This window comes from Stenotrophomonas sp. ATs4, assembly GCF_051861585.1.
Taxonomy (GTDB): domain Bacteria; phylum Pseudomonadota; class Gammaproteobacteria; order Xanthomonadales; family Xanthomonadaceae; genus Stenotrophomonas; species Stenotrophomonas maltophilia_AS.
The window spans coordinates 30,573-54,900 of record NZ_JBLYPK010000013.1 but is presented as its reverse complement, the minus strand read 5'-3'; the positions used below and the strand labels follow the sequence as shown (position 1 = coordinate 54,900).

General features: G+C 66.2%; 28 protein-coding genes. 8 read left to right on the top strand and 20 right to left on the bottom strand.

Features of this window, described 5'->3' with window-relative positions:
- The first annotated feature begins 86 nt into the window (after positions 1-86).
- On the top strand, positions 87-1,316 hold the full coding sequence (locus tag ABR323_RS19865; protein WP_439450532.1) for a DUF819 family protein: 1,230 nt from the start codon (positions 87-89) through the stop codon (positions 1,314-1,316).
- A gap of 214 nt (positions 1,317-1,530) precedes the next feature.
- On the opposite strand, the gene ABR323_RS19860 is transcribed toward ABR323_RS19865, so the two are convergent.
- Genes ABR323_RS19860 through ABR323_RS19840 form a run of 5 tightly spaced genes read right to left on the bottom strand, consistent with a single transcriptional unit; the run spans position 1,531 to position 4,552 of the window.
- The gene (locus ABR323_RS19860) at positions 1,531-2,010 is read right to left on the bottom strand and encodes a hypothetical protein (RefSeq protein ID WP_439450531.1); all 480 of its coding nucleotides are present in this window, start codon (positions 2,008-2,010) and stop codon (positions 1,531-1,533) included.
- Positions 2,011-2,056: 46 nt separating this feature from the next.
- The gene (gene minE, locus ABR323_RS19855; RefSeq protein ID WP_004148073.1) at positions 2,057-2,317 is read right to left on the bottom strand and encodes a cell division topological specificity factor MinE; all 261 of its coding nucleotides are present in this window, start codon (positions 2,315-2,317) and stop codon (positions 2,057-2,059) included.
- Positions 2,318-2,319: 2 nt separating this feature from the next.
- Positions 2,320-3,129: a septum site-determining protein MinD gene (gene minD, locus ABR323_RS19850; protein WP_004148075.1), complete on the bottom strand. Its 810-nt coding sequence runs from the start codon at positions 3,127-3,129 to the stop codon at positions 2,320-2,322.
- A gap of 35 nt (positions 3,130-3,164) precedes the next feature.
- On the bottom strand, positions 3,165-4,010 hold the full coding sequence (minC, locus tag ABR323_RS19845; RefSeq protein ID WP_135272709.1) for a septum site-determining protein MinC: 846 nt from the start codon (positions 4,008-4,010) through the stop codon (positions 3,165-3,167).
- Complete coding sequence (locus ABR323_RS19840) at positions 3,956-4,552, bottom strand: GNAT family N-acetyltransferase (RefSeq protein WP_439450530.1); 597 nt, start codon at positions 4,550-4,552, stop codon at positions 3,956-3,958. Before ABR323_RS19840 ends, minC begins: the two co-directional genes overlap by 55 nt.
- A 150-nt stretch (positions 4,553-4,702) precedes the next feature.
- Between ABR323_RS19840 and ABR323_RS19835 the strand changes: the two genes are divergently transcribed.
- The 4 genes from ABR323_RS19835 to ABR323_RS19820 all read left to right on the top strand — a co-directional run bounded on the left by ABR323_RS19835 (position 4,703) and on the right by ABR323_RS19820 (position 8,324).
- Complete coding sequence (locus ABR323_RS19835; RefSeq protein WP_439450529.1) at positions 4,703-5,899, top strand: sensor histidine kinase; 1,197 nt, start codon at positions 4,703-4,705, stop codon at positions 5,897-5,899.
- Positions 5,899-6,540: a response regulator gene (locus ABR323_RS19830; protein WP_439450528.1), complete on the top strand. Its 642-nt coding sequence runs from the start codon at positions 5,899-5,901 to the stop codon at positions 6,538-6,540. The genes ABR323_RS19835 and ABR323_RS19830 overlap by 1 nt, the downstream gene beginning before the upstream one ends.
- 234 nt (positions 6,541-6,774) lie before the next feature.
- Entirely contained in the window at positions 6,775-7,848 is a 1,074-nt protein-coding gene (locus ABR323_RS19825; protein ID WP_135272712.1) for an SRPBCC family protein, read from the top strand.
- A gap of 104 nt (positions 7,849-7,952) precedes the next feature.
- The gene (locus tag ABR323_RS19820; RefSeq protein ID WP_439450527.1) at positions 7,953-8,324 is read left to right on the top strand and encodes a DUF423 domain-containing protein; all 372 of its coding nucleotides are present in this window, start codon (positions 7,953-7,955) and stop codon (positions 8,322-8,324) included.
- Between the two features lie 180 nt (positions 8,325-8,504).
- On the opposite strand, the gene ABR323_RS19815 is transcribed toward ABR323_RS19820, so the two are convergent.
- From ABR323_RS19815 to ABR323_RS19795, 5 genes are read right to left on the bottom strand one after another with little or no spacing between them, the layout of a single operon-like run.
- Entirely contained in the window at positions 8,505-9,314 is an 810-nt protein-coding gene (locus ABR323_RS19815; protein ID WP_439450526.1) for a M15 family metallopeptidase, read from the bottom strand.
- A gap of 9 nt (positions 9,315-9,323) precedes the next feature.
- On the bottom strand, positions 9,324-9,917 hold the full coding sequence (locus ABR323_RS19810; protein WP_439450525.1) for a PH domain-containing protein: 594 nt from the start codon (positions 9,915-9,917) through the stop codon (positions 9,324-9,326).
- A 3-nt stretch (positions 9,918-9,920) separates the two neighbouring features.
- The gene (locus ABR323_RS19805) at positions 9,921-10,100 is read right to left on the bottom strand and encodes a DUF4177 domain-containing protein (protein ID WP_135272716.1); all 180 of its coding nucleotides are present in this window, start codon (positions 10,098-10,100) and stop codon (positions 9,921-9,923) included.
- The gene (locus tag ABR323_RS19800) at positions 10,097-10,276 is read right to left on the bottom strand and encodes a hypothetical protein (protein WP_004148134.1); all 180 of its coding nucleotides are present in this window, start codon (positions 10,274-10,276) and stop codon (positions 10,097-10,099) included. Before ABR323_RS19800 ends, ABR323_RS19805 begins: the two co-directional genes overlap by 4 nt.
- A gap of 45 nt (positions 10,277-10,321) precedes the next feature.
- Entirely contained in the window at positions 10,322-11,203 is an 882-nt protein-coding gene (locus tag ABR323_RS19795; protein WP_135272717.1) for an SPFH domain-containing protein, read from the bottom strand.
- A gap of 137 nt (positions 11,204-11,340) precedes the next feature.
- On the opposite strand from ABR323_RS19795, the gene purT reads away from it, so the two are divergent.
- Entirely contained in the window at positions 11,341-12,528 is a 1,188-nt protein-coding gene (purT, locus tag ABR323_RS19790; RefSeq protein WP_439450524.1) for a formate-dependent phosphoribosylglycinamide formyltransferase, read from the top strand.
- A gap of 62 nt (positions 12,529-12,590) precedes the next feature.
- Here purT and ABR323_RS19785 read toward each other — a convergent pair whose 3' ends face one another.
- From ABR323_RS19785 to ABR323_RS19775, 3 genes are all read right to left on the bottom strand, one after another.
- Positions 12,591-12,827 carry a hypothetical protein gene (locus ABR323_RS19785; protein WP_439450523.1) on the bottom strand — a complete coding sequence of 79 codons (237 nt, stop codon included), beginning with the start codon at positions 12,825-12,827 and terminating at the stop codon, positions 12,591-12,593.
- 67 nt (positions 12,828-12,894) lie between these two features.
- Positions 12,895-14,112 (bottom strand): endonuclease/exonuclease/phosphatase family protein, encoded by a 1,218-nt coding sequence (locus tag ABR323_RS19780; protein WP_439450522.1) that lies wholly within the window; start codon positions 14,110-14,112, stop codon positions 12,895-12,897.
- A gap of 38 nt (positions 14,113-14,150) precedes the next feature.
- Entirely contained in the window at positions 14,151-14,906 is a 756-nt protein-coding gene (locus tag ABR323_RS19775; protein WP_135272720.1) for an arginyltransferase, read from the bottom strand.
- 156 nt (positions 14,907-15,062) lie between these two features.
- Here ABR323_RS19775 and ABR323_RS19770 point away from each other — a divergent pair, with 156 nt between their 5' ends.
- Complete coding sequence (locus ABR323_RS19770; protein ID WP_439450521.1) at positions 15,063-15,623, top strand: EF-hand domain-containing protein; 561 nt, start codon at positions 15,063-15,065, stop codon at positions 15,621-15,623.
- A 51-nt stretch (positions 15,624-15,674) separates the two neighbouring features.
- Here the strand turns inward: ABR323_RS19770 and ABR323_RS19765 are convergent, their stop codons facing one another.
- The 4 genes from ABR323_RS19765 to ABR323_RS19750 all read right to left on the bottom strand — a co-directional run bounded on the left by ABR323_RS19765 (position 15,675) and on the right by ABR323_RS19750 (position 19,299).
- Positions 15,675-16,892, bottom strand: coding sequence for an RNA polymerase sigma factor (locus tag ABR323_RS19765; RefSeq protein WP_439450520.1), 1,218 nt, complete (start codon positions 16,890-16,892; stop codon positions 15,675-15,677).
- 107 nt (positions 16,893-16,999) lie between these two features.
- Positions 17,000-17,509 (bottom strand): pathogenicity-like protein, encoded by a 510-nt coding sequence (locus ABR323_RS19760; RefSeq protein WP_439450519.1) that lies wholly within the window; start codon positions 17,507-17,509, stop codon positions 17,000-17,002.
- Between the two features lie 4 nt (positions 17,510-17,513).
- On the bottom strand, positions 17,514-18,434 hold the full coding sequence (tesB, locus tag ABR323_RS19755) for an acyl-CoA thioesterase II (RefSeq protein ID WP_004148214.1): 921 nt from the start codon (positions 18,432-18,434) through the stop codon (positions 17,514-17,516).
- Between the two features lie 88 nt (positions 18,435-18,522).
- Positions 18,523-19,299 carry an enoyl-CoA hydratase/isomerase family protein gene (locus tag ABR323_RS19750; protein WP_012510409.1) on the bottom strand — a complete coding sequence of 259 codons (777 nt, stop codon included), beginning with the start codon at positions 19,297-19,299 and terminating at the stop codon, positions 18,523-18,525.
- 34 nt (positions 19,300-19,333) lie between these two features.
- Here ABR323_RS19750 and ABR323_RS19745 point away from each other — a divergent pair, with 34 nt between their 5' ends.
- Positions 19,334-19,780, top strand: a complete 447-nt coding sequence (locus ABR323_RS19745) for a copper chaperone PCu(A)C (RefSeq protein ID WP_439450518.1) — start codon at positions 19,334-19,336, stop codon at positions 19,778-19,780.
- An 87-nt stretch (positions 19,781-19,867) separates the two neighbouring features.
- Here the strand turns inward: ABR323_RS19745 and ABR323_RS19740 are convergent, their stop codons facing one another.
- The 3 genes from ABR323_RS19740 to uvrA all read right to left on the bottom strand — a co-directional run bounded on the left by ABR323_RS19740 (position 19,868) and on the right by uvrA (position 24,091).
- Positions 19,868-20,593 carry an enolase gene (locus ABR323_RS19740; RefSeq protein WP_439450517.1) on the bottom strand — a complete coding sequence of 242 codons (726 nt, stop codon included), beginning with the start codon at positions 20,591-20,593 and terminating at the stop codon, positions 19,868-19,870.
- Positions 20,594-20,690: 97 nt separating this feature from the next.
- Positions 20,691-21,098 (bottom strand): acyl-CoA thioesterase, encoded by a 408-nt coding sequence (locus ABR323_RS19735; protein WP_088435939.1) that lies wholly within the window; start codon positions 21,096-21,098, stop codon positions 20,691-20,693.
- Positions 21,098-24,091, bottom strand: coding sequence for an excinuclease ABC subunit UvrA (gene uvrA / locus ABR323_RS19730; protein WP_439450516.1), 2,994 nt, complete (start codon positions 24,089-24,091; stop codon positions 21,098-21,100). The genes ABR323_RS19735 and uvrA overlap by 1 nt, the downstream gene beginning before the upstream one ends.
- Positions 24,092-24,328 lie beyond the last annotated feature (237 nt).

The window sequence follows — 24,328 nt, the reverse complement described above, 5'->3', positions numbered from 1 at the left end:
GTGCCGGCCGCTGGCCGGCAACCACATGCTGCTTCCCACCCATACCGGATTGCCGGCCAGCGGCCGGCACTACCAAGAGCACCTGCATGATCCAGAACGACATCGTCGTCTTCGGTTTGATCGCCGCCACGCTCGGCGCCGTGTTCTGGACCGCTTCGCGCGAGCAGGGCTTGTGGAAGCGCTTCTACACCTTCGTGCCGGCACTGCTGCTGTGCTACCTGATTCCCGGCATCTACAACACCGTCGGCTTGATCGATGGCCAGAACACCAAGCTCTACAACCCGATCGCGCGCGACATCCTGTTGCCGGCGGCGCTGATCCTGTTGACCCTGGCGGTGGACATCAAGGGCATCCTGCGGCTCGGCCCGAAGCTGGTGCTGATGTACCTGGGCGCTTCGGCCAGCATCATGCTCGGCGCGGTGGTGGCGTTCCTGGTGATGCGCGCGATCCATCCCGATACCGTGGCCGGTGATACCTGGGCCGGCATGGCCGCACTGGCCGGTAGCTGGATTGGCGGTGGCGCCAACATGCTGGCGATGCGCGAAGTGTTCGACGTCAATGCGACCACCTTCGGCCAGTTCGCGGTGGTCGATGTCGGCGTCGGTTACGTGTGGATGGCCGCGCTGATCTTCCTGGCAGGACGTGCAGCGAAGATCGATGCACGCAGTGGCGCTGATACCTCGGCCATCGATGAACTGAAGGAGCGCATCGCGCGCTTCCAGGCCGAACACGAACGTATTCCCAGCCTGACCGACCTGATGCTGATCGTGGCGGTGGCCTTCGGTGGCGTCGGTCTGTCGCATGCGATCGGTGCGCCACTGGCGGCATGGTTCAAGGCCAACGTCGGCTGGGCGTCGCAGTTCAGCCTGGACGCACCGTTCGTGTGGGTGGTGGTGCTGTCGACCACGCTGGGCCTGAGCCTGAGCTTCACCCGTGCACGCAACCTGGAAGGGGCGGGTGCGTCGCGGCTGGGCTCGCTGCTGCTGTACTTCCTGATCGCCTGCATCGGCATGCAGATGGACCTGCTGGCGTTGCTGGACCGCCCGTGGCTGTTCCTGCTCGGCATCATCTGGATCAGCGTGCACATCGTGTTGCTGTGGTGCCTGGGCAAGCTGCTGAAGGTGCCGTTCTTCTACTTCGCCATCGGTTCGCAGTCGAACATCGGCGGCCCGGCCTCGGCACCGGTGGTGGCCGCCGCGTTCCATCCGGCGCTGGCGCCAGTGGGCGTGCTGCTCGGCACGATGGGCTATGCGACCGGCACCTACCTGGCCTACATCGTTGGCATCACCCTGCGCGCGCTGGCCGGGCAGGGCTGATCCGGGCTGCCGGCACTACAGTAGATCCACGCCATGCGTGGATGGTGCGGACCAAGGTCCGCACCCACCGGTGATCTAAGCCACCGGCAAGCCGCGTTCGATCAACCACGCTTTCGCGTCTTCCGCATCCTGCTCGAACCGCGCCGAGTGAAAAGAATGGCGCCGCAAGGTCCAGCGCGTCGCCACGCGCCCATGGCCAACCGCTCCCGCGGCTTTACGCCACCGGCAAGCCGCGTTCGATCAACCACGCTTTCGCGTCTTCCGCATCCTGCTCGAACCACGCTTTCGTAGATCCCAGCCGATACGTATACCCCCACGCATCCATGTCGGCCATCAGCTGTTCGCTGCCAACACCGGGCAGCAGCCCGGCCAGCACGATCTGCAGGTAGCAGGTCGCATCCTCCTCGGGGACCGAGTCGGTGGCGTCGGTATGCACCTGCGCGCGCCGCTCCGGCGGCAGCACGATCAGGTGGCAGGCCTCGTGCAACATCGAATGCACGGGGGTGTCATCGCGCACATACACGTTGCTGGCGATGATGCCGGCCTCGGGCTCGCCCCAGTAACTGCCGGGAATCGGTTCACCGGCCGCGACGTGGTGCAGCAGCAGGCCATGTGCGGCGAGCAGGCACTGCGCATCGGCGAAGGCGATATCGCCGACGCGGGTGACGTTCGGTTCGGGCGTGGTGTCGGTCATGCGGGCCATGCAGCCCCGCCCGTGCAGGCACGGGCGGGGCCGGGGATCAGGGTTTGTCCGGGCCTTCCGGCAGCGCCACGGAGATATCCAGTACGTCGTGCTGGCCATCCTTGACCAGGTCGACCTTTACCGCATCGACGTCGATGTTGACGTACTTCTTGATCACTTCCAGCAGCTCGCGCTGCAGCAGCGGCAGGTAATCCGGACCGCCGCGGTTGCTGCGTTCCTGCGCGATGATGATCTGCAGGCGGTTCTTGGCGGTTTCGGCGGTGGTCTTCTTCGCTTTGAGGAAATCAAACAGGCCCATGCTTACCCTCCGAACAGCTTGCTGAAGAAGCCCTTCTTCTCGACGTTGGTGAAGCGCATCGGGCGTTCTTCGCCGAGGATGCGCGCGACGGCGTCGTCATAGGCCTGGCCGGCAGCGGATTCGACATCCAGGATGACCGGCTCGCCCTTGTTGGAGGCGTTGAGCACGTCACCCGACTCGGGAATCACGCCGATTGCCTTCAGGCCGAGCACTTCCTCGACGTCGGCAATGCTGAGCATCTCGCCGCTTTCCACGCGCACCGGGGTGTAGCGGGTCAGCAGCAGGAAGGCCGGCACGTCCTGGCCGGACTCGGCCTTGTGGGTCTTCGAATCGAGCAGGCCGATGATGCGGTCCGAGTCGCGGACCGAGGACACTTCCGGGTTCACCACGACCACGGCGCGGTCGGCGAAGTACATCGCCAGGAAGGCACCCTTCTCGATGCCGGCCGGGGAGTCGCAGATGATGTAGTCGAAGCCGTCGGCGGCCAGGTCCTTCAGGACCTTGCCCACGCCTTCCTGGGTCAGTGCGTCCTTGTCGCGGGTCTGCGAGGCGGCCAGCACGTACAGATTGTCGAAGCGCTTGTCCTTGATCAGGGCCTGCTTGAGGGTCGCTTCGCCGTGCACGACGTTGACGAAGTCGTACACCACGCGGCGCTCGCAGCCCATGATCAGATCGAGGTTGCGCAGGCCGACGTCGAAGTCGATCACCGCCACCTTCTTGCCGCGCCGTGCCAGGCCGCAGGCCAGGCTTGCGCTGGAAGTGGTCTTGCCGACGCCGCCCTTGCCGGAGGTGACTACGATGATTTCAGCCAAAGGACTTCTCCTGATGATTCTGTTTGGGTGCTGCGTCAGTCCAGCGCAGCGATCTTGATCTGGTCCTGTTCCAGCCACACCTGCACGGCCTTGCCGCGCAGGTTGTCCGGGACATCGTCCAGTACCTTGTAGTGGCCTGCAATGGCGACCAGTTCCGCATGGAAATCACGGCAGAAAATGCGTGCCGCGGTGTTGCCCTGGGCCCCTGCCAGCGCACGTCCGCGCAGGGTCCCGTAGATATGGATGCTGCCATCGGCGATGACCTCGGCGCCGGCGCCGACGGTGGCCATCACGGTCAGGTCGCAGTTTTCCGCGTACAGCTGTTGACCCGAACGCACGTTGCCCAGCTGCATGCGGCCAGGCTGCGGTGCGGCCGCATCGGCGACCTTGGCCACCGGCGTGGCCGGGGCCGGCTTCGGTTCGGCGCGGACGGCACGGCGCGGTTCCGGTGCGGGCGGCGGCGGGGCCGGTTCGGCCTCGGCACGCTCGTACTGGGCGCGGAACTTGGCCAGCAGCGGCAGACCGAGCTGCTGCGAGAGCAGGTCGACCGCGCTGGTGCCATAGGCCAGAGCCACCGGCAGCACGCCGGCGCTGCGCAGGCCATCGACCAGCGCTTGTGCCGTGGCCACGTCCGGCACCTGGCTGAGGCCACCGAAGTCAAGGATCACCGCCGCGCGGCCGAACAGCTTCGGCGCACGGGTCACGCGCTCGTGCATTTCCTGCACGAGGCGTTCGACATCAAGGGTACGGATGCGCAGGTTGGCGATGCCCACCTGGCCGATCTTCAGTTCACCGGCCTGTTCGTAATCGAAATTCACCGCCACGCTCAGGTCCCCGTCGGCCGCTGTGCCTGCGCCGGCAGCTGCCGGGCACGCGTCCATGCCACATCCGGCAGCTTGTCACCGTAGGTCTCCTGGACCCACGGGTAACTGCACAGTTCCTTGGCCAGCATGCTGGCGCGCACATCGACGTGGGGCATGGTGTTCTGGCCCAGTTCGCGGAAGCCGAAGCTGCCGTGGAAGAGCAGGGCGGCATCGGCGCCATGGTCGAGGAACACTTCGCAGGTCATCTGCGGATAGCGCAGCTCGGCGAAGCTCTGTGCGTCGGCATAGAACGCACGGCCGACGCCACCGCCGCGACGGCGGCTGGCGACCACGATGCGGTCGATGTAGAAGAACGGGGTGTCCAGTTGCTGCTTGAACCAGGCGAAGTTGCTGCTGTCGTGCTGGCTGTCGCTGCCGAAGCCGATCAGGAAACCGGCCAGGTTGCCGTCGCGCTCGGCGACGCGGAAATATTCAGCGGTTTCATGGAACAGGCGCAGGCGTGCCGCATCCAGGGGAAGGATGGCCAGGCCAGCGTTGTTGTTCAAAGCCAGGACGGAATCGAGCTCGTGCTCGCGCACGTCGCGGATGACAATCGACATTGTGACTCCGTGGGGTAACGCGGTTGGTCCATCAAAGGACCCTGCGCACGATTATTGCATGCCCGGGGTGGGCTGCGGCATGAACAGGCGACCGGGCGGGCATGACTTCCGTGGGGTGCGGGACGCAGGCCGGGCCCGTAGAGTGCTGGCATGTTGGGAGTCCTCAGCCATACACGCGTCCTCCGCCTGGCCGGCCTGTTCACCTGGGTCATGGTCGGGTTGCCGTTGGCGTACTCGCAGTTCGAGAACCTGCACAGCCGCAATGACATGGGCGGCTGGGCGATCCTGTTGTTCGTCGCCTACCTGTCCTTCGGCACCGCCTACTACTGGTTGACCCGCACCCTGCGCAGCGACAGCCATACCACCTGGCTGGACCGCGTCCTGCTGCTGCTGCTGACCGTCTCTGCGCTGGCGGTGAGCTTCCTCAGTGGCTCGGGCCTGGGCAGCATCCTGATGATGGTCGCCGCCAGCGTCATTCCGTGGATGCTGTCGGTGCGCCTGGGTGTGCTGTGGCTGCTGGTCAGCCAGCTGGCGGTGGCCCCGGTCTACTACATGCTGCTGCGCTTTTCGCTGTTCGAGGCGGTGATGCAGTCGCTGCTGTACGGCGGCTTCTCCATGTTCAGCTTCGTGACCAGTCTGGTCGCCCGCCAGCAGACCGAGGCCCGTGACGAGCAGCGTCGACTGAACTCGGAACTGCGCGCGACCCGGGCCCTGCTGGCCGAGAGCGCCCGGGTCAACGAGCGCACCCGCATCTCGCGCGAACTGCATGACCTGCTGGGCCACCAGCTGACCGCGCTGACCCTGAACCTGGAAGTGGCCAGCCACCTGGCCGAGGGCCAGGCCCTGGAACACGTGAAGCGTTCGCATGGCCTGGCCAAGCTGCTGCTGGGCAACGTCCGAGAGGTGGTCAGCCAGCTGCGCGAGACCGGCGCCATCGATCTGGCTGCCGCACTGCGGCCGTTGACCGAGAACGTGCCTTCGCTGGACATCCAGCTGGAGATCGAGGACTCGCTGAACGTGGAGGACCCGCAGCGGGCCCACGTACTGCTGCGCTGCACCCAGGAGATCATCACCAACGCCGTACGCCATGCCGGCGCGCGCCACCTGTGGATCAAGGTGTACCGTGAAGCCGCCGATCGGGTCGTGATCGAGGCCCGCGACGACGGTGTCGGCGCGGAAATGGTCAATGTAGGCAATGGCTTGCGCGGCATGCGCGAGCGCCTGCAACAATGTGGTGGCCAGCTGCAGGTCGAGACCCGTCCCGGCGAAGGCTTCCGCCTGCGGGCGACGGTACCGGCAACGCTGCCGGTGGCCGCCCTTACCAAGGTTCCTGAAGGAGTGCGTTGATGATTCGCGTCTGCCTGGTCGACGACCAAACCCTGGTGCGGCAGGGAATCCGCTCCCTGCTGGCGCTCGACGACGGTATCGAGGTGGTGGCCGAGGCCGCTGATGGCCGGCAGGCGGTCGAGCTGATACCGCAGGTCCGGCCGGACGTCGTGCTGATGGACATGCGCATGCCGGTGATGTCCGGGCTGGAGGCACTGCAGATGCTGTCCCGGCAGGAGCAGCTGCCGCCGACCATCATCCTCACCACGTTCGACGACGACCAACTGGTGCTGGCCGGGCTCAAGGCCGGCGCCAAGGGCTACCTGCTCAAGGACGTGACCCTGGCGCAGCTGGTCGGCGCCATCCGCACGGTGGCCGACGGAGGCTCGCTGGTGCAGCCGGCAGTGACCCAGCGCCTGTTGTCCGGCCTGGAGCACATGCGCAACGACTTCGTCAGCCTCGATCGCCCGGACCCACTGACCGACCGCGAGACCGAGATCCTGCGGTTGATGGCCAGTGGTTTCTCCAACAAGGAGATCGCCAATTCACTGGGCGTGGCCGAAGGCACGATCAAGAACCACGTGTCCAACATCCTCTCCAAGCTGGGCGTGCGCGACCGTACGCGCGCCGTACTGAAGGCGTTCGAACTGCAGCTGGTCTGAGAAAAATCGTTCCCGGACAACAACTTGGCTGGTAGCCCCGGACCCTGGCCGGGGTTGCCCCCTACTTGCCGGGCACCGGTATGCGTTACCCTTCGAATTCTTTGTCCATACAAATGCGCAGCCGGCAGGGAAACCGGTGCGCCAATCCCGATAAACAATGCCCGCGAAGCCTGCTAGGATTGGCGCTTCGCTTCAATCAACCCGGCCGTGGGATCGGCCCCGGAGACTCTCTGAATGACCCGTATTATCGAGTTCCTGATCGCCTTGGGGATCGTGGCTGGCCTGTTCGTCATCATTGGCGTATGTCTGCCGGGCGAGCGTCACATCACCGAAAGCATCGAGACCAACCGCAAGATGACGATCGTGTACGACACGGTCAGCAGTCTGCGCCGCTTCAAGGACTGGAACCCGCTGGTACTGCGCGATCCCGCCGTTGAACTGAAGCTGTCCGGCCCGGTCTCCGGCACCGGTGCCACCCTCGACTTCACCTCCAAGGACCTGGGCACCGGTTCCTGGAAAATCACCGAAGCCGAAGAAAACAAGCGTGTTGTGATCGCCATCGACGACGCCACCAAGGGTCACGACAAGGTCACCACCTTCACCCTGGAGCCGACCGGCAAGGGCGGTCGCAACGTCAAGATCACCCAGGATTACTCGGTGAAGTACGGCTTCGACCTGTTCGGCCGTTATGCCGGTCTGTATGTCAGCCGCCAGATCGGCGACGACATCAAGATGGGCCTGTCGCGTATGGCCAACATGCTGGCCAGCGTTCCGAACGTGGACTACCGCACCCCGGAAGCCCCGCTGACCGATCTGGCCATCGTCAATGTGCCGGCTGAGGATCTGCTGGTGGTCAACGCGGGCAACGTGGACCGCGGCCAGGACAGCATCACCAAGTCCATCAAGGACAACCAGGAGTGGATCAAGCGCGTGATCGAGGCCAATGGCCTTGAAGCGGCGGGCCCGTTCCGCATCATCACCACGGACTTCGGTCAGGAGAAGTACGCCTTCGACATCGCCCAGCCGGTGAAGAAGAAGGGTGCTGAAGGTGCCACTGCTGAAGCCCTGACCGTCAAGATCGACGGCGGTGCTCCGGTCAAGTACGTGCACGTTGCTCCGCACCGTTCGGCGCATGCGGCCTACACCGGCCACATGGCGGGTCTGGACGTGGCCCGCAGCGGCCTGCGTGCCTGGGCCGTGACCTCGGGCAACGAAGTCATCGACCGTCCGTACGAGACCTGGAAGGACGGCATCGACAAGTCGTTCACCCCGGAAGCCACGTACGACATCTACTGGGCCGTCAAGTAAGCCTCGGCTGACCCATGTAGTGCTGGACACGAAAACGCGCCGCTTCCTGCGGCGCGTTTTTTTTCATCCCGCGCCCGGCATCGGGCGCTGCGCAAGGAGCAGTCATGTTCAATCTTGAACGACGTGCGCGTAAGCCCTCGCTGCTGGCCTGCCTGGGGGCGTTGCTGGCGGCGGCTTCCATCGGCCTGTCCGCCTACGCTTCGCATGGAGTGGCCGATCCGCTGGCACAGCAGCATCTGAACATGGCAGCGCTCTATGCGTTCGCACATGGCGCGGTGCTGGTGGCACTGGGGCCACGCGCGCAGGGGGCGATCGCGCACCTGGCGCTGTACGTGCTGCTGCTGGGCGTGCTGCTGTTTTCCGGCAGCCTGGTGGGCGCGGCGTTGTGGCAGTGGCCAACGCGGCTGGCGCCGATTGGTGGCACCAGCATGATGGCCGGGTGGCTGCTGCTGGCGATCAATGCGTTGAGGCGATGACGGCAATGCGGTGAGCGACCGCGCACGACTCGGCCCTGCATTGGATTGTTGCGCGGTAGCTTCTGTAGCGCCGAGCCATGCTCGGCTTCGAGCGAAGCGACCCGTTTTTGTCTTTGCTCGCTTGATTCATCCCGTCGCGGACGGCTCCATGGAGTTCGCCTTGCGGCCGCCACGAGCGGCTCAGCCGCTGGCCGGTCTCCAGCACCAGTGCCACGGTTCGTAGACGATCCCGTGCCGGTTGTCGCGCGGGTAGCTCAGATGGAAGCCATGCCCGCCCGCGTGTTCCTGCAACCACGCAAATGCTGGCGTGGCCTCGAACGATTCTTCGGCAGGGGCGTCGCCCGGTGTGCCGATGTCCAGCGCGTGGCCGCTGTGGTGTTCGCTGAACCCCGGTGCGGCATTCACCTTCAGGATCTCCGCCACGCTCAAGCCGCGCGCCAGCTTCCGTTCGAAGATGCCGAGCTGGTAGGCATGGCTGCGGAAGCCGGAGATCGCGTCCAGCGCAATGCCATCCTGCGCGGCATGCAGGCGCATCCGTCGCCAGCCCTGTGCGGCGCCGCGGCGCAGCCACAACGGACGGGCGAAACGGTCGCGGCCCGCGAAATGCAGCAGGCAGGGCTCCGGTTCCAGCGGCAGGCCGCTGTCGTCGGCATAGTGATGCGCATCCAGGCCCAACTGCTCAAGGCGCCGTTCCAGCCCGGCCAGCGGCAGCCACTGATCTTCCAGCGTTGCGCCGAATGGACGCGCCGCCGCTGCATCCAGCAGGGCCAGTGCTTCTTCCACCCCGGGCTCCCGAGGCAGGTGCGGCACCAGCGAATGCACGCCGTGCACCAGTACCGTTGCCAGGTAGCGGCCATCGCGCTTGCGCCGCAGCACCCAGTTCGCCCGCGACAGCAGGCGAGCATCCAGATTGCTGCGCGCACGCAGCAGGTCGGCCGGCCACAGCTCGATGGCCTCGGTATTGATCAGCAGGGGGGGACGTCGTTGCATCGCCGCAGCTTACTGCCGTGGCGCCGATGCGGCCACCTTGCGTAGTGCATCGAGCAGTGCCTGTGGCCGGTCCATGCTGAGCAGCAGCGTGCTGCCATCGCTGACCGGCAGGGCCAATACGTGCGCACGGTCAGTGACCAGGGCGAATCCCTTGCCGCCGCCCAGCAGGCGGAAATGGCCGGAATGGAAGCCGGGCATTGAATAGCCGTTGGTCTTGAAGCGGATGCCATAGCGACGGTCACGGCTGAGATCGACCAGCTCGGCCTGGTCCAGCCGCAGTCGCGTGACCGGTACGCGCCGGCGGTACATCGTCGAGCGCACGTCCAGTACGTCGCCGGCCAGTTCCACCCGGCGTCGGAAGAAGGCCGCGCCCAGCCCGATACCCATCAGTGCGATCACCACCAGGCTCCACGCCGCGCTGCCGCCCATCCGGAACCAGGGCGGCGAGAACGTGACCTCGATCCAGGGCGCAGTGGCCGGTGCCTTGTACAGCTGTGCATAAACGCACGCCACGAATGCCAGCAGCAATGGCAGCACGACCCAAAGCACCCGCAGCGGCGAGCTCTCGGCCACATCAAACGGTTTCGGGTCACTGCCGCCCACGGCTCAGGACTCCTTCTTGAACACCAGCATCGCCGGGCGCATCGGCGCCGGGATGATGACGTTGACCAGTTCCCAGCCCAGCTGGCCCTGGCGGGTCAGTTCGCTCTGGATGTCCTCGGCCTTGAGAACGCCCATCATGGACGTCTTGACCTCGATGGTCTGGTAGCTCCAGCGCTTGCTCATTCCTTGTCCTCCGGCGATGCCTTGGGTTTGGGCAGGCGTCCTGCCTTGCGCAGCGCGTCGCGCAGCACGTACTCGATCTGTGCGTTGAGGCTGCGCAGTTCGTCATCGGCCCAGCGCTGCGCCGCAGCCAGGACTTCGGCATTGATGCGCAGCGGGTAGGCTTTCTTCTCACTCATGGGGGCTCCTGGCGGGGCGGTGGGGCGCCCCGTTGCGAGTGTGGCTCAATACAGCGAGCCGGCATTGACGATCGGCTGGGTGCCGCGGTCCGAGCACAGCACGGTCAGCAGGTTGCTGACCATGTGCGCCTTGCGCTCCTCATCCAGCTGCACCACGCCGTTCTTCTGCAGTTCGGCCAGCGCCATTTCAACCATGCCCACCGCACCGGCAACGATGCGCGTGCGTGCGGCGATCACTGCGTTGGCCTGCTGGCGCTGCAGCATCGCCTGGGCGATCTCGGCGGCGTAGGCCAGGTGGCTGATGCGCGCGTCCAGGACCTGCACGCCGGCATCGGCCAGGCGTTCGGCCAGTTCGTTCTTCAGGTGCTGGGAAATCTCGCTGGCGTGGCTGCGCAGCGCCAGCTGGCCTTCCTCGTGCTGGTCATACGGGTAGCTGGTGGCCATCGCGCGCAGCGCCGATTCGGACTGGATGTGTACGAAGCTCTCGTAGTCGTCCACGTTGTAGACCGCCTCGGAGGCATCGACCACCTGCCAGACGATCACCGCGGCGATCTCGATCGGGCTGCCGTCCAGCTCATTGACCTTCAGCTTGCCGCTCTCGAAGTTGCGCACGCGCTGGCTGACCCGGCGCTTGCTGTAGAAGGGGTTGTTCCAGCGCAGGCCGTTGTCCTTGACGGTGCCCACGTACTTGCCGAACAGGCTCAGCACCGCCGCCTGGTTGGGCTGGATGGTGTACAGGCCAGCCATGGCGAACAGTGCCAGTGCGCCGATCAGCAGCCCGCCGAACAGCATGACCAGGTTCGGCGAACCGGTGGTGGCCTTGGCTGCGATTCCGAGCACGAACAGCGCGCCGCCGGCCAAGGTGACCAGCAGGGTGACGGCCAGCATGCCCAGACCGCTGGGGGAGGAAAGCGACTTCTCTTTCATGGCAGTACGTCCTTGAGGGTTCGAAGAAAAGATATCAAAGTGATATCACTTGTCGACTACCGTTCGTCGGATGCCGTGGCCGGGGTGCCCGGCCAGCTAGAATGCCCACCCGCCTTCACATCGCTGCTGGAACTGCCATGGCCAAGCTTGGAACCCCGCTGTCTCCCTCCGCCACCCGCGTGCTGCTGCTGGGCTCGGGCGAACTGGGCAAGGAGGTGGCCATCGAGCTGCAGCGGCTGGGCGTGGAAGTGATCGCCGCTGACCGCTATGCCGATGCCCCGGCCATGCAGGTCGCGCACCGCTCGCATGTGATCGACATGCTGGATGCGATGGCGCTGCGCGCGCTGATTGCCCAGGAGCAGCCGCACCTGGTGGTGCCGGAAATCGAGGCGATCCATACCGAGACCCTGGTCCAGCTGGAGCAGGAGCAGGGCCTGCGGGTGATCCCGACCGCGCGCGCCGCGCGCCTGACCATGGACCGCGAAGGCATCCGCCGCCTGGCCGCCGAGACCCTGGGCCTGCCGACCTCGCCGTACCGCTTCGTGGATTCCGAGGCCGAGTACCGCGCCGCGGTGGCGGCCATCGGCCTGCCGTGCGTGGTCAAGCCGGTGATGTCGTCCTCGGGCAAGGGCCAGAGCACCCTGCGCAGCGAGGTGGACATCGCTCCGGCGTGGGATTACGCACAGACTGGTGGCCGCGCCGGTGCCGGTCGTTGCATCGTCGAAGGCTTCATCGATTTCGACTACGAGATCACCCTGCTGACCGTGCGCCATGCCGGCGGCACCTCGTTCTGCGCGCCGATCGGGCATCTGCAGAAGGATGGCGACTACCGCGAAAGCTGGCAGCCGCAGCCGATGTCGAGCGCGGCACTGGCGCGTGCCGAAGAGATCTCGCGTGCGATCACCGACGACCTCGGCGGCTGGGGCCTGTTCGGTGTCGAGCTGTTCGTGAAGGGCGACGAAGTATGGTTCAGCGAAGTGTCGCCGCGCCCGCACGACACCGGTCTGGTGACGCTGGTATCGCAGGAACTGAGCGAGTTCACGCTGCATGCGCGGGCCATTCTCGGCCTGCCGATCCCGGTGATCCGCCAGAGCGGCCCGTCGGCGTCGTGTGCGCTGCTGGCCCATGGCGAGGGCGTGCCGTACTTCAACAACGTCGCCGCTGCATTGCAGGTGCCGGATACCGCCGTGCGCCTGTTTGGCAAGCCGAGCGTGCACGGCCATCGCCGCGTGGGCGTGACCCTGGCGCGCGCGGAAAGCATCGACGAAGCACGTTCGATCGCGCGCGACGCCGCCGACGCCATCGGCGTCGAACTGCGTCCTTAAGCCTGCATCTGCTTTTCGCAGAGCCGAGCATGGGCTCGGCTCTGCAACCGCCGTTGCAAGTACTAGCGTCTACGCCAGGGCAGCACGGTCACATGAATGATGGCCACGATGCCCAGCGTCGAGCCATAGAGCCACCAGGTACCGAAGCGGTCGGCGTAGCCCTTCCAGCAGGCAACTGCGGCCGGAATCAGGCCGATCAGCACCAGGGGCAGCAGGGTGAATACCCATCCTTGGCGCATGGCCATCAGCAACGCGATCACCGCAGCAACGCCGGCGATGATCAGCAGATTCTTCTTCAAGTGCGGCTCCCCTTGCTGTTCCGTTGCAGGACTCTAACAAAGGGGCGCCGCCTTCTGTAAAGACGCCTTACGGCTTCACGTCCACCCACACCAGGTGGTGGTCGCTGCCGTCGGCGATCTTCGCTTCCGGGCTTTCATTGGCTGGCCAGAACACGCCGCTGCCGATGTACTCGAAACCGGTCGAGGGCAGCACATAGTCCAGGCGCATGGTGCCGGATTTCGGGCCGAAATCGCCGGTGGCGTGGAACGGTGCGCCCTTGCGCTCGATACCCTTGGCCGCATAGGCCAGGCTGGTCTGCTCGCCACCGACGCTGCGCGGGGTGGGGTAGCGCAGCACGCGGGCGTTCTCGATCAGTTCGACGATGGCCTCGTGGCGGCCATCACCATCGACCGGATCGTTGTTGAGGTCGCCGAGGATCACGAAGCGCGCGTCCTGCGCCAGGCCGCCACACTGCCCCTTGTCGTCGCACAGCCACGGTTTGTCACCCTTGGACAGGTATTCCTGCCACAGGCGCAGTTCGTCATGGTTGCGCGCGGCATTGCGCTTTTCCGGGCCATCGAACACCGGCGGGGTCGGGTGCGAGACCAGCGCGTGCACCACGCCGGCCGGGGTCTTCACCGGCACGTCCCAATGTGACTTCGACGACAGGCGCAGCTGCGACCATACGTGGTCGTTGTAGAAACTCTGGCCGGTGCGCGGGTCAACCGGACGGATCGCACCGGGCATCGCGCTCCACTTCAACAGTTGGAAGCTGCGCACTTTGGCTTCATCGATCGGGTAGCGCGACAACACCAGCATGCCGTACTGGCCCGGGTGCAGGCCGTAGCCCCACGCATCGTTGCCGCGGCTGCGGCCTTCACCGCCGACCACGCCGTTGTTGTCCAGGTCCAGGCCACTGGGCACGCCGGTGTTCACCGGTGCCAGATAGCGGTAGGCGAAGTGCAGCGGCTTGCCGCCACCGGGCTGGGCCACTTCCAGGTAGCGCTTCTGGAACAGGTCGGCGGCGCGATGGGCGTCATCGAAGTCGAATTCATTCAGCAGCACCAGGTCCGGGCGCGCCTGCTGCAGCACCGCGGCGATCTTGCGTGCGTGCTCGCTGTCGCCTTCCAGTTCCTTGATCAGGCCGCCGGTCTCGTCGGAGTACAGCGAGGTGTTGTAGGTGGCCAGGCGCAGTGTAGTGGACGGCGTTTCGGTCATCACAGGGGACTTGGCGAAAGCGGGGGCGGTGGCGCCACAGAGCAGGGCCAGGGCGAGGAGCAGGGGATGGCGGCGAGTCATGTTCATGGGCCGTATTGTGCACCTGGCCCGGTGTCAGTGGTTTGTCAGCGCCCGTCCAGTTCGTCGTCGAAATCGTGCCAGCGGCGTCCATCGTAGGCCTCCAATGGACGATAGCGCCGTTTGTAGTCCATCTTCTGGTGGCCGCGGATCCAGTAGCCCAGATACACGTGCGGCAGGCCCTCGCGGCGGGCCCACTCGATCTGCTGCAGGATCGCGAAGGTGCCCAGCCCGCGCGCGGCGTGGTCCGGGTCGAAGAAGGTGTAGACCGCCGACAGGCCATGCTCGGTGACGTCGGTCACCGCCACCCCCAGCAGTTGGCTGGGCTGGCCGTCGTGGCCGGGCAGGCGCATTTCCATGAAGCGGGTGTGCGACCAGCTGCCGATCAGGAACTGCTCGAACTCGTGCGGGCCGTGATCATCCATGCCGCCATTGGCGTGGCGGTGCGCCAGGTAGCGGTGGTACAGCGCGAACAGATCGTCGCGGGCGGTGGCGGCGGTGATCCGCACTTCCAGATCGGCATTGCGGGCGGCACAGCGGCGCTGGCTGCGGTCCGGGGCAAAGCGGGCCACCGGGATGCGTACCGCCACGCAGGCCTGGCAGTGCGCGCAATGCGGCCGATAGACCAGGTCGCCGCTGCGACGGAAACCCCAACTGAGCGCCAGCGGGTACAGGCCACCAAGGCGGCGGTCGTGCGGGTCCAGCACCAGGTCGCGTGCCACCCGGTCCGACCAGTACCCGCAGGGGTGCTCGCCGGTCTGGAAAAGTCGCAGTTCGTCGTCTCTGTCGCCGTGCATCGCCATGGGCACAGCATAGCCCCAGGTTGTCGCAGTGGCGGCGACTGTCCGCCGGATGAATGGAACCGGCAGCGGCGTCAACCGATGTCGCGCCCGGGCGTTGTTGTCTCCCGAGGGTGAAGTGATCACCCCGACGCAATCCCCATCCCCAGGAGTGACCCCATGATCCGTACCCCCCTGCTGCTGGCCCTGCTGCTTGGCACTTCCGCTACCGGTATCGCGCTGGCTGCCGATGCCCCGACCACGCCGGCACCGCGCCCGGCCAAGCTGGACACCAACGGCGACGGCGTCATCGACCGCAGCGAGGCCGCTGCCAACCCGCGCCTGGCCGCGAAGTTCGACGAGCTGGACAAGAACAAGGATGGCAAGCTGTCGCGCGATGAACTGCCGCGCTGGCAGCATGGCCGCCGCGGCCATGGCGGTGAGCGCTGGGCCAAGCTGGACGTCAACAAGGACGGCCGCATCAGCCGCGAGGAAGCCAAGGCCGACCCGCGCCTGGCCGCGCGCTTCGACCAGCTTGACCTCAACAAGGACGGCTACCTGGACAAGGCCGACCGCGAGCTGCGCATGAAGCAGCATCGTGATGCCTGGTTCGCTGCCGCCGATACCAACAAGGATGGCCAGCTGAGCAAGGCCGAGTTCGATGCTGCCAAGGGCTCGATGCACCATGGCCCGCGCAATGGTGGCCCGCGCGACGGTGCCGCACCGAAGCCGCAGCGCTGAGTTTCAGCACAGTGGAAGAAGACAACGCCGGCGTCCTGCCGGCGTTGTCTGTTACAGGCGGCCGCTGCGCAGCAGCGAATACGTGACCAGGCCGATGACCATCAGGCTCATCGCAATGATGCCGGTGCGGCCGTACATGGACTCATATTTCCAGTTGATGCCGGTACGTCCGCGTCGTGCCGAGTCACGCGCGATCATCGGTGCCATCAGCCGTTGCAGCGGCACCAGGCACTGGTAGTTGATGACGAGCAGGCCCACCGCGAGTACCAGCAGCTGCGTCCAGACCGGTGTCTGCAGCACGGCCGCGAGCAGCAGCGCCAGGCACCAGACCAGGCTCGAGCCTACGTTGAGATAGAGGAAGCGGCGTACGTCGCTGCGCTCGGTTTCGGTCTGGGTGTAGGACATCAGCACGCGCCCGCCCACATAGCTGCCGACCGCACCGCCAACAACGCCGCCGATGATTGCGGCCCAGCTTTCGACCGGCAACAGATGCAGTTGGCCCAGCGTGGCGGTCAGCGAACCCAGCGCAGTGCCACCGGCAGCACTGGCACCGCCCAGCCCAAGCTTGCTGCCACCCACGCTGACACCGGTACCGAGCAGGATCGCGGCGCTGGCGGTGCCGGGTGCGGCCACCAACACCATCGACACCACCGCCGTGGCGAAGGCTGCACTCGGTGCGCTGCTGCGCGCGAATTCACCGAAGCGCTGCAACAGGCCGTCGCGCACCAGCACGCGGGCACGTGACAGGCGTTTGCGCACGGCGGCATCGCTGAGCCCGAGCAGATCGGCCACCTGTTGCGAGCGCTGGCCTTCGCGGTAGTACAACAACAGCACTTCGCGGCTGTCGGCGGGCAGGGAGGAGATGATGTCCTCGGCGGCGATTTCTTCTTCCACCCGCTGCAGGCGGTCGGCCGCTCCCGGGGTCGGGTCGGCGGCCATGCCCAGTGCCACTTCGGCGGCCTCGCCGGTCAGGGGCCGACCGCGCTGCGCGCGCAGCCAGTCGCGTGCCAGATTGCGGGTGATCTGCCGCAGCCAGGGCAGGAAGCTGGTCGAACTACGTAGCTGGTGCAGCTGCTGCCAACCCTTCACGAATGCTTCCTGGGCGATGTCCTCGCTGGCCTGGCGGTCGCGGGTGATGGCCAGCGCGATGGCGGTGACCGTGTTCTGGCAGGCCAGCACGATGCGCCCATAGGCATGCTGGCAGCCGCCAGCGGCCGCAGGCAGTTCGTGTTCCAGGGTCTGGTCGATCGATGCGGCGAACGTCGTCATGGCGGCGGCTCTCCTGCTGGGATTGTGTCCCATGACGGAGCCGCGTGCGAAGTGTGACCGGCCTTCTGCACGGGTAGTGCCGGCCAGCGGCCGGCACTACCCGTGCGTCATTTCGACGGCTGGATGCGGACCCGGATTTCTTCCTCTTCCGGTGCTGCCTGCGGTGCCTGCTGCGGTTGTGCCTGCGGGGCGGCGGCAGGGGCCGGTGTGGCGGCCGGCGCCGGGGCGCCGCGATGGCGCAGGCCGATCACCAGCGCCACGCCGGCAATCACCACCAGCAGGCCGATACGGATGCGCCAGGCCCAACCGCGGCCGCCGCTGCCCTGTTCCTGCGTGTCGCGGAAGGCGAACTCGGCGGTCGGGTGATCGCGGCGGGTGGTATCGAGCAGGCGTGCATCACGCAGGATCTCGCGGGCGCGCGGCTGGTCGTCGGCGCGCACGATCCACACTGCCGGGTAGGCGTTGGCGTTGCCCAGCTCGGTATAGCTGAACTGGCCACGGCGACGGGTCTTGTACGAACGGCCATTGGTCACCTTGACCTCGATGCCATGCTCGCGGAGGAGCTCGGCAACGCCTTCGACGGTTTCCACGCGCTGGCTGCTGAAAATCTGACGCATCGGATCAATCCTTGGCCGGCACGGCGGCGGCTGCGGCCTGGTCGGGAACGACGCGGATCAGGCCTTCCTGCGCGGTGCTGGCGACGAGTACGCCATTACGGGTGAAGAACTGGCCACGGGCCAGGCCACGCGAATCCTGCGCGCTGGGGCTGTCCAGCGAGTACAACAGCCAGTCGTCGGCGCGGAACGGGCGGTGGAACCAGATTGCGTGGTCGAGCGAGGCCATCTGCACGTGCGGGTGGTAGTAGCTGATGCCATGCGGGAACGTCGCCGTGCCCAGCAGGTGGAAGTCGGAGGCGTAGGCCAGCAGGGCCTGGTGCAGCTCGGGCGCATCACCGACCGGCTCGCTCAGGCGCAGCCACACCTGGTGGTAGGGCGGGCGCTTGGGCGGATTCAGTTCATCGCGCGGATAGACATGGCGGAACTCGAACGGGCCGCCGCGCGACAGCCAGCGCTGCACCTTGATCGGCAGCCGTTCCAGCACTTCGGCCGGCAGTGGGCGGTTCGGCTCGATGTCTTCTGGCTGGGGCACTTCGGGCATCTTGTGCTGGTGCTCGGCGCCGGTTTCGGCCTGCTGGAACGAGGCCGCGCAGAAGAAAATCACCTTGCCGTGCTGGATTGCAGTGACCCGGCGCACCGAGAAGCTGCCGCCATCGCGGGTGCGGTCCACGTCGTAGACGATCGGGTGATCGATGTTGCCGGCGCGCAGGAAGTAGGCGTGCAGCGAATGCACGTGGCGGCCGTTGTCGACCGTGGCCTGCGCCGCAGCCAGCGCCTGGCCCAGCACCTGCCCGCCGAACACGTACTTGGTACCGATGTCGCGGCTCTGCCCGCGGAACAGGTTGTCCTCCAGCCGCTCCAGGGTGAGCAGGTCGATCAGCTCGGAGACGACGGGTTCGGGCGTGTCGTTCAAGGGGGCGGCCACAGCAATGAAGAGGCCCCGATTATACCGGTCAGGGGTCGGATCCCTTTCGCTTTGCGAAAGGGCTCTGACCTCGGGCGGGGGGCGGCCGTTACTTGCCCAGCCGGGCGACCAGCGCCTGCAGGGCGTTCTGTGCGTCCGGGGCGAACCAGGCTTCGACGAAGCGGTCGAGCTGGATCAGGTCCGGCTGCAGCGCTACGTGCAGGTCCGCACGGGCGATCGCGCGGGTCAGCAGCATCGGCTGGCGCGGCTGCTTGAGCAGGTTCTGCAGCCAGGCCACCGCACGCGCGACCACCAGGTCACCCTCGGCCAGTTCATCGACCAGGCCGATCTGCACCGCCTGTTCGGCCGGCACCAGCGAGCCGGTGGTCAGCAGGACGCCGGCGCGGTGCACGCCCACCGCACGGCGCAGCAGGCGCTGGATGCCCTCCGGTGCGATCAGGCCGACCTGTACTTCGTTCAGGCCGATGGCATACGGCCGCGACGGATCGGCGCTGCGCGCCATCACCCGGTAGTCGCAGCACAGGGCCAGCACGCAGCCACCCGCCGGGGCGTGGCCGGTGATCGCCGCGACCACCGGGATGCGGCTCTCGGCCAGCGTGCGCACGGCGCCAAAGAAGGCGTTCCAGGTGTCCAACAACTTGTGCTTGTCATCGCCATGCGAGAGCAGATGGGGCACATCCATGCCGCCAGTGAAGACGCGCTCGCTGCCCGACAGCACAATGCCGTGCGCGTCCTCGGCCATGGCCAGCTCGATGGCGTGGATCAACTGCCGGCACAGTTCGGTGTCCAGTGCGTTGACCGGCGGCCGCGCCAGGCGCAGTTCGCGGATGGGTCCATGGTTGATCACCTCGATGAGCGTCGTCATGCTGCGGTCTCGTTGCGAAGAAGGAACCTGGGCGATGATAACCAAACCATGCGTTGGCGTACTGTTGGTTCTGTGTGCGGCTGCAGCACCGGCTTCGGCGGCAGAACCTGCGTGCGTCACGGTGGAGCAGGGCTGGGCGCGGTTGCCGCCGAATCCGGCGATGCCGATGACGGCGGGCTACGGCGTGATCCACAACGGCTGCAGCAAGGCGGTGGCGATCACTGGTGCGAGCAGCAGCGGCTTCGGTGATGTGTCGCTGCACGAGACCACGATTGTCGATGGCGTCAGCCGGATGCGCGCGATCGAGCGCCTGCCGCTGGCACCGGGCGCGCGCGCTGAACTCAAGCCCGGTGGCCTGCACCTGATGCTGATGCAGGGCAAGGGTGCATTGAAGGAGGGGCAGGCGCTGCCGTTGCGGCTGCAGCTTGAGGGGGGAGGTGAAGCCGGCGCGACGTTGATCGTGCGCAAGGCCGCGCGTTAACGCGGCGCTCGTTCCGCCGGGCATCATGGGCAAATCGACCGCGGTAGCGCCGGGCCATGCCCGGCGAGCGCGCAGCGCGGTAGAGGCTTACGACCAGTCGTACGAGAACAACACCGTGCGGCTTACCGGCTCGTACAGCATCACGATCGCATCGGCGCCGGTGGCGCACCAGTTGTAGCCGGCCACTTCGGCCACGGCGAAGAATGGGTGGCCGTCGCGGGTAATGATCGCGCGCTCGGCATCGTCCGGCGCATGCCGATCGTCCGCAGCTTCAGTGAATTCAAGCGTGAAGGCGACTGGAATCTCTGCAGTCTCGATCCAGTTGCCGGTCGAAATCTGCCCGCCCAGCACATCGAGATAAGCCTGCTCGCCTGGCTCACCATCGCCATAACGCGAGTAGCTGGCCAAGCGCCGATGTTGCTGGAAGTACGCCTGCGCCTTGCTGTAGCTCTGGCGCATCTCTGTGATGTGCTTCAGGGCGTGCTTGTCCTGCACCTGGTCACCGATGAAATAGCCCTCGTCACCGAGAAAGCGCATCTGGTTGCCGGCGGTCAGTTCGAAGGCGATCCAGTTGGTACCGGTGAAATCGTTGTGGTGTTCTTCGGTGGTCTCGCCGATGCAGCCGTCATACGGCTCGATCGGGCACAGCATCGTTGCCACTTGGCCCGCCAGTTCCGGTCGCAGCGCACCCAGGTCAATCCTCAGCAGCGGCAGCAGGTGCTGGCCGAGCCAGGCCTGGTCGGCAGGGAAGACATCGGTGGGGAAGGGGACCATGCCGGGCAGCAGGTCGCGCAGTTCAGTCTGGTGGATCATGTCAGTCCTTTGATCGGTGTCGGTCGTGCCGGCCGCTGGCCGGCAACCTCATTGCCGCCGAAGCGTGCCGACCAAGGTCGGCACCCACCAGAGCGTTTCAGGTAGATGCGTTGCGGATCGCATCCGGCAGCGGCGCGCTCTTGCCGGTCTGCGTGTCCATCCACACCACCACCACGTTGCCGTCGGAATACAGCTTCGAGTCGTCCTGCTGGTCGACGATGCGATGGCCGATGGTCACGCTGCTGTTGCCCAGGCGCTCGACGAACAGTTCGACCAGGATGTCGTTGGGCCACACGATCGGCAGCCGGTAGTTGACGTTGGTCGCGGCCACCACCGGTGCGATGCGGTCGGTCATCGACACGCCGTCCACACCCAGCATCCAGCGCACGCGCGCTTCCTCCAGATAGGAAATGTACTTGGCGTTGTTGACGTGGCCCATGCTGTCCATGTCACGCCAGCGCACGCTGATCGGGATGCGGGCCAGGATCTTGTGTTCGCTGCTCATCAGGCGTCCTTTTTCTTCTTGCTGGCAGTAGCGGTCTTGCTGGCCTTGCCGGTGCTCTTGGCGGCGGCGGCCTTCTTCGCGGGCTTCTCAGGCTTCACCTTACGCGGCGGGCGCGCATCGGGCTTGTTGGCCACGGCGGCCGGTTGTTCCGGGCGTGCGTTGGTGGATGGCAGCATGCGGGCCAGGAACTGGCCGGTATACGACTGCGGGCAGGCCGCCACGTCTTCCGGCGTGCCGGTTACCAGGATCGTGCCACCGCGGTGGCCGCCTTCCGGGCCAAGATCGACGATCCAGTCGGCGGTCTTGATCACATCGAGGTTGTGCTCGATCACCACCACCGTGTTGCCTTCGTCGCGCAGCTTGTGCAGCACGCCCAGCAGCGCTTCAATGTCGTGGAAGTGCAGGCCGGTGGTCGGCTCGTCAAGGATGTACAGGGTGCGGCCGGTATCGCGGCGCGACAGTTCCTTGGACAGCTTCACACGCTGCGCTTCACCGCCGGACAGCGTGGTCGCGCTCTGACCCAGCTTTATGTAGCTCAGGCCCACGTCCACCAGCGTTTCCAGCTTGCGTGCGATCGACGGCACCGGCTCGAACAGTTTCAGCGCGTCCTCGACGGTCATTTCCAGCACGTCGCTGATGTTGAAGCCCTTGTATACGATCTCCAGCGTCTCGCGGTTGTAGCGCTTGCCATGGCACACATCGCAGGGCACATACACGTCCGGCAGGAAGTGCATCTCGACCTTGATCAGGCCGTCGCCCTGGCAGGCCTCGCAGCGGCCACCGCGCACGTTGAAGCTGAAGCGGCCCGGCGAGTAGCCGCGCGCACGCGCCTCGGGAACCTGTGCGAACAGTTCGCGCAGCGGCGTGAACAGGCCGGTGTAGGTGGCCGGGTTCGAACGCGGGGTGCGGCCGATCGGCGACTGGTCGATGTCCACCACCTTGTCGAACAGGTCCAGGCCATCGATCTCCTTGTACGGGGCGATCGGATGCGAGGCACCATTGATCTCGTTGGCGGCCAGCGAGAACAGCGTGTCGTTGATCAGGGTCGACTTGCCCGAGCCGGACACGCCGGTCACGCAGGTCAGCAGGCCTGACGGAATCGCCAGGTCCACGCCCTTCAGGTTGTTGCCGGTCGCCCCGCGCAGGTGCAGGGTCATCTTCGGGTTCGGCGTATGCCGGCGCGCCGGGATCTCGATCGCGCGCTTGCCCGACAGGTACTGGCCGGTCAGCGAGCGTGGTGCCTCCAGGATGTCCTGCAGGGTGCCCTGGCCGACAATCTCGCCACCGTGCACGCCCGCACCCGGACCGATGTCCAGCACGTAGTCGGCCAGGCGGATCGCGTCTTCGTCATGCTCGACCACGATCACCGTGTTGCCCAGGTCGCGCAGGCGGGTGAGGGTGCCGAGCAGGCGCTCGTTGTCGCGCTGGTGCAGGCCGATCGACGGTTCGTCGAGCACGTACATCACGCCGACCAGGCCGGCGCCGATCTGGCTGGCCAGACGGATGCGCTGTGCCTCACCACCGGACAGGGTGTCGGCCTTGCGCTCCAGGGTCAGGTAATCCAGGCCCACATCGACCAGGAAGCCGAGGCGTTCACCGATCTCCTTGACGATCTTCGATGCGATCTCGCCGCGCCAGCCCGGCAGGCTCAGCCCGCTGAAGAACTTCAGGGCCTCGTCGATCGGCAGCACCACCAGCTCCGGCAGCGGACGGTCGGCCACGAACACGTTGCGCGCAGCCTTGTTCAGGCGTGCGCCGTTGCATTCCGGGCACGGCCGTTCGCTGATGTACTTGGACAGCTCCTCGCGCACCGCCGGCGATTCGGTTTCCTTGTAGCGGCGTTCGAGGTTGGGAATGATGCCTTCGAAGCGATGCTTGCGCTGGGTGCGGCCACCGGCCTCGGTGAAGTAGGTGAAGGTGATCGCTTCATCGCCGCTGCCGTACAGCACGGCCTGCTGGACCTTGGCCGGCAGCGAGTTCCACGCCGCGTCCACGTCGAACGTGTAGTGCTTGGCCAGCGAGGCGATCAGCTGGAAGTAATAGGCGTTGCGGCGGTCCCAGCCACGCACGGCACCTGCGGCCAGTGACAGCTCCGGGTGTACGACCACGCGCGAGGGATCGAAGAACTCGGCCATGCCCAGGCCGTCGCAGCCGGGGCAGGCGCCCATTGGTGCGTTGAACGAGAACAGGCGCGGTTCCAGTTCCGGCAGCGAGTAATCGCAGACCGGGCAGGAATACTTGGAGGAGAACAGCGTCGGGGTTGCATCTGCCGCATCCAGCGACTGCACCGAGGCCATGCCGTCGCCCAGCTTCAGCGCGGTTTCGAGGCTCTCGGCCAGGCGCTGCTTGATGTCCTCGCGCGGACGGAAACGGTCGATCACCGCTTCGATGGTGTGCTTCTGGCGCAGCGCCAGCGCCGGCACCTCGTCGATCTCATACAGTTGGCCATCCACGCGCACACGCACGAAACCCTGCGCGCGCAGCTGGTCGAATACCTGGGCATGCTCGCCCTTGCGGTCGCGGATCACCGGCGCCAGCAGCATGTAGCGCTGCTCCGGGTCCAGCGTCAGCACGTGGTCGACCATCTGGCTGACCGTCTGCGCTTCCAGCGGGTAGCCGTGGTCCGGGCAGCGCGGCGTACCCACGCGTGCGTACAGCAGGCGCAGGTAGTCGTAGATTTCGGTGATCGTGCCGACCGTCGAACGCGGGTTGTGCGAGGTCGACTTCTGCTCGATCGAGATCGCCGGGGACAGGCCCTCGATGTGGTCCAGGTCCGGCTTTTCCATCACGCTCAGGAACTGGCGTGCATAGGCCGACAGCGACTCGACGTAGCGGCGCTGGCCTTCTGCATAGATGGTGTCGAACGCCAGCGACGACTTGCCCGAACCGGACAGGCCGGTGATCACGATCAGCTTGTCGCGGGGCAGGTCGAGGTCGAGGTTCTTCAGGTTGTGCGTCCGCGCGCCGCGGATGCGGATGAAATCCATCGCCATGGGGGATCCGGTTGTGGGGGCGTTGGCTGGATGCCGGGCCAGCAGGGAACGGCAATCGGTCAGCCTACCGAGGTGACCAGATGGGGGCAATGGGCGACAATGCCAGCCCGGTGTCTCACCTGCTGAGACCGCCCGACAGGCAGGGGTCAGATCCCTTTTCACAATGTGAAAAGGGATCTGACCCCGTGCCGTGCCGGCCGTCCCGGTCGTTCAGGGGGTTGACTTGACCCGCCTTGG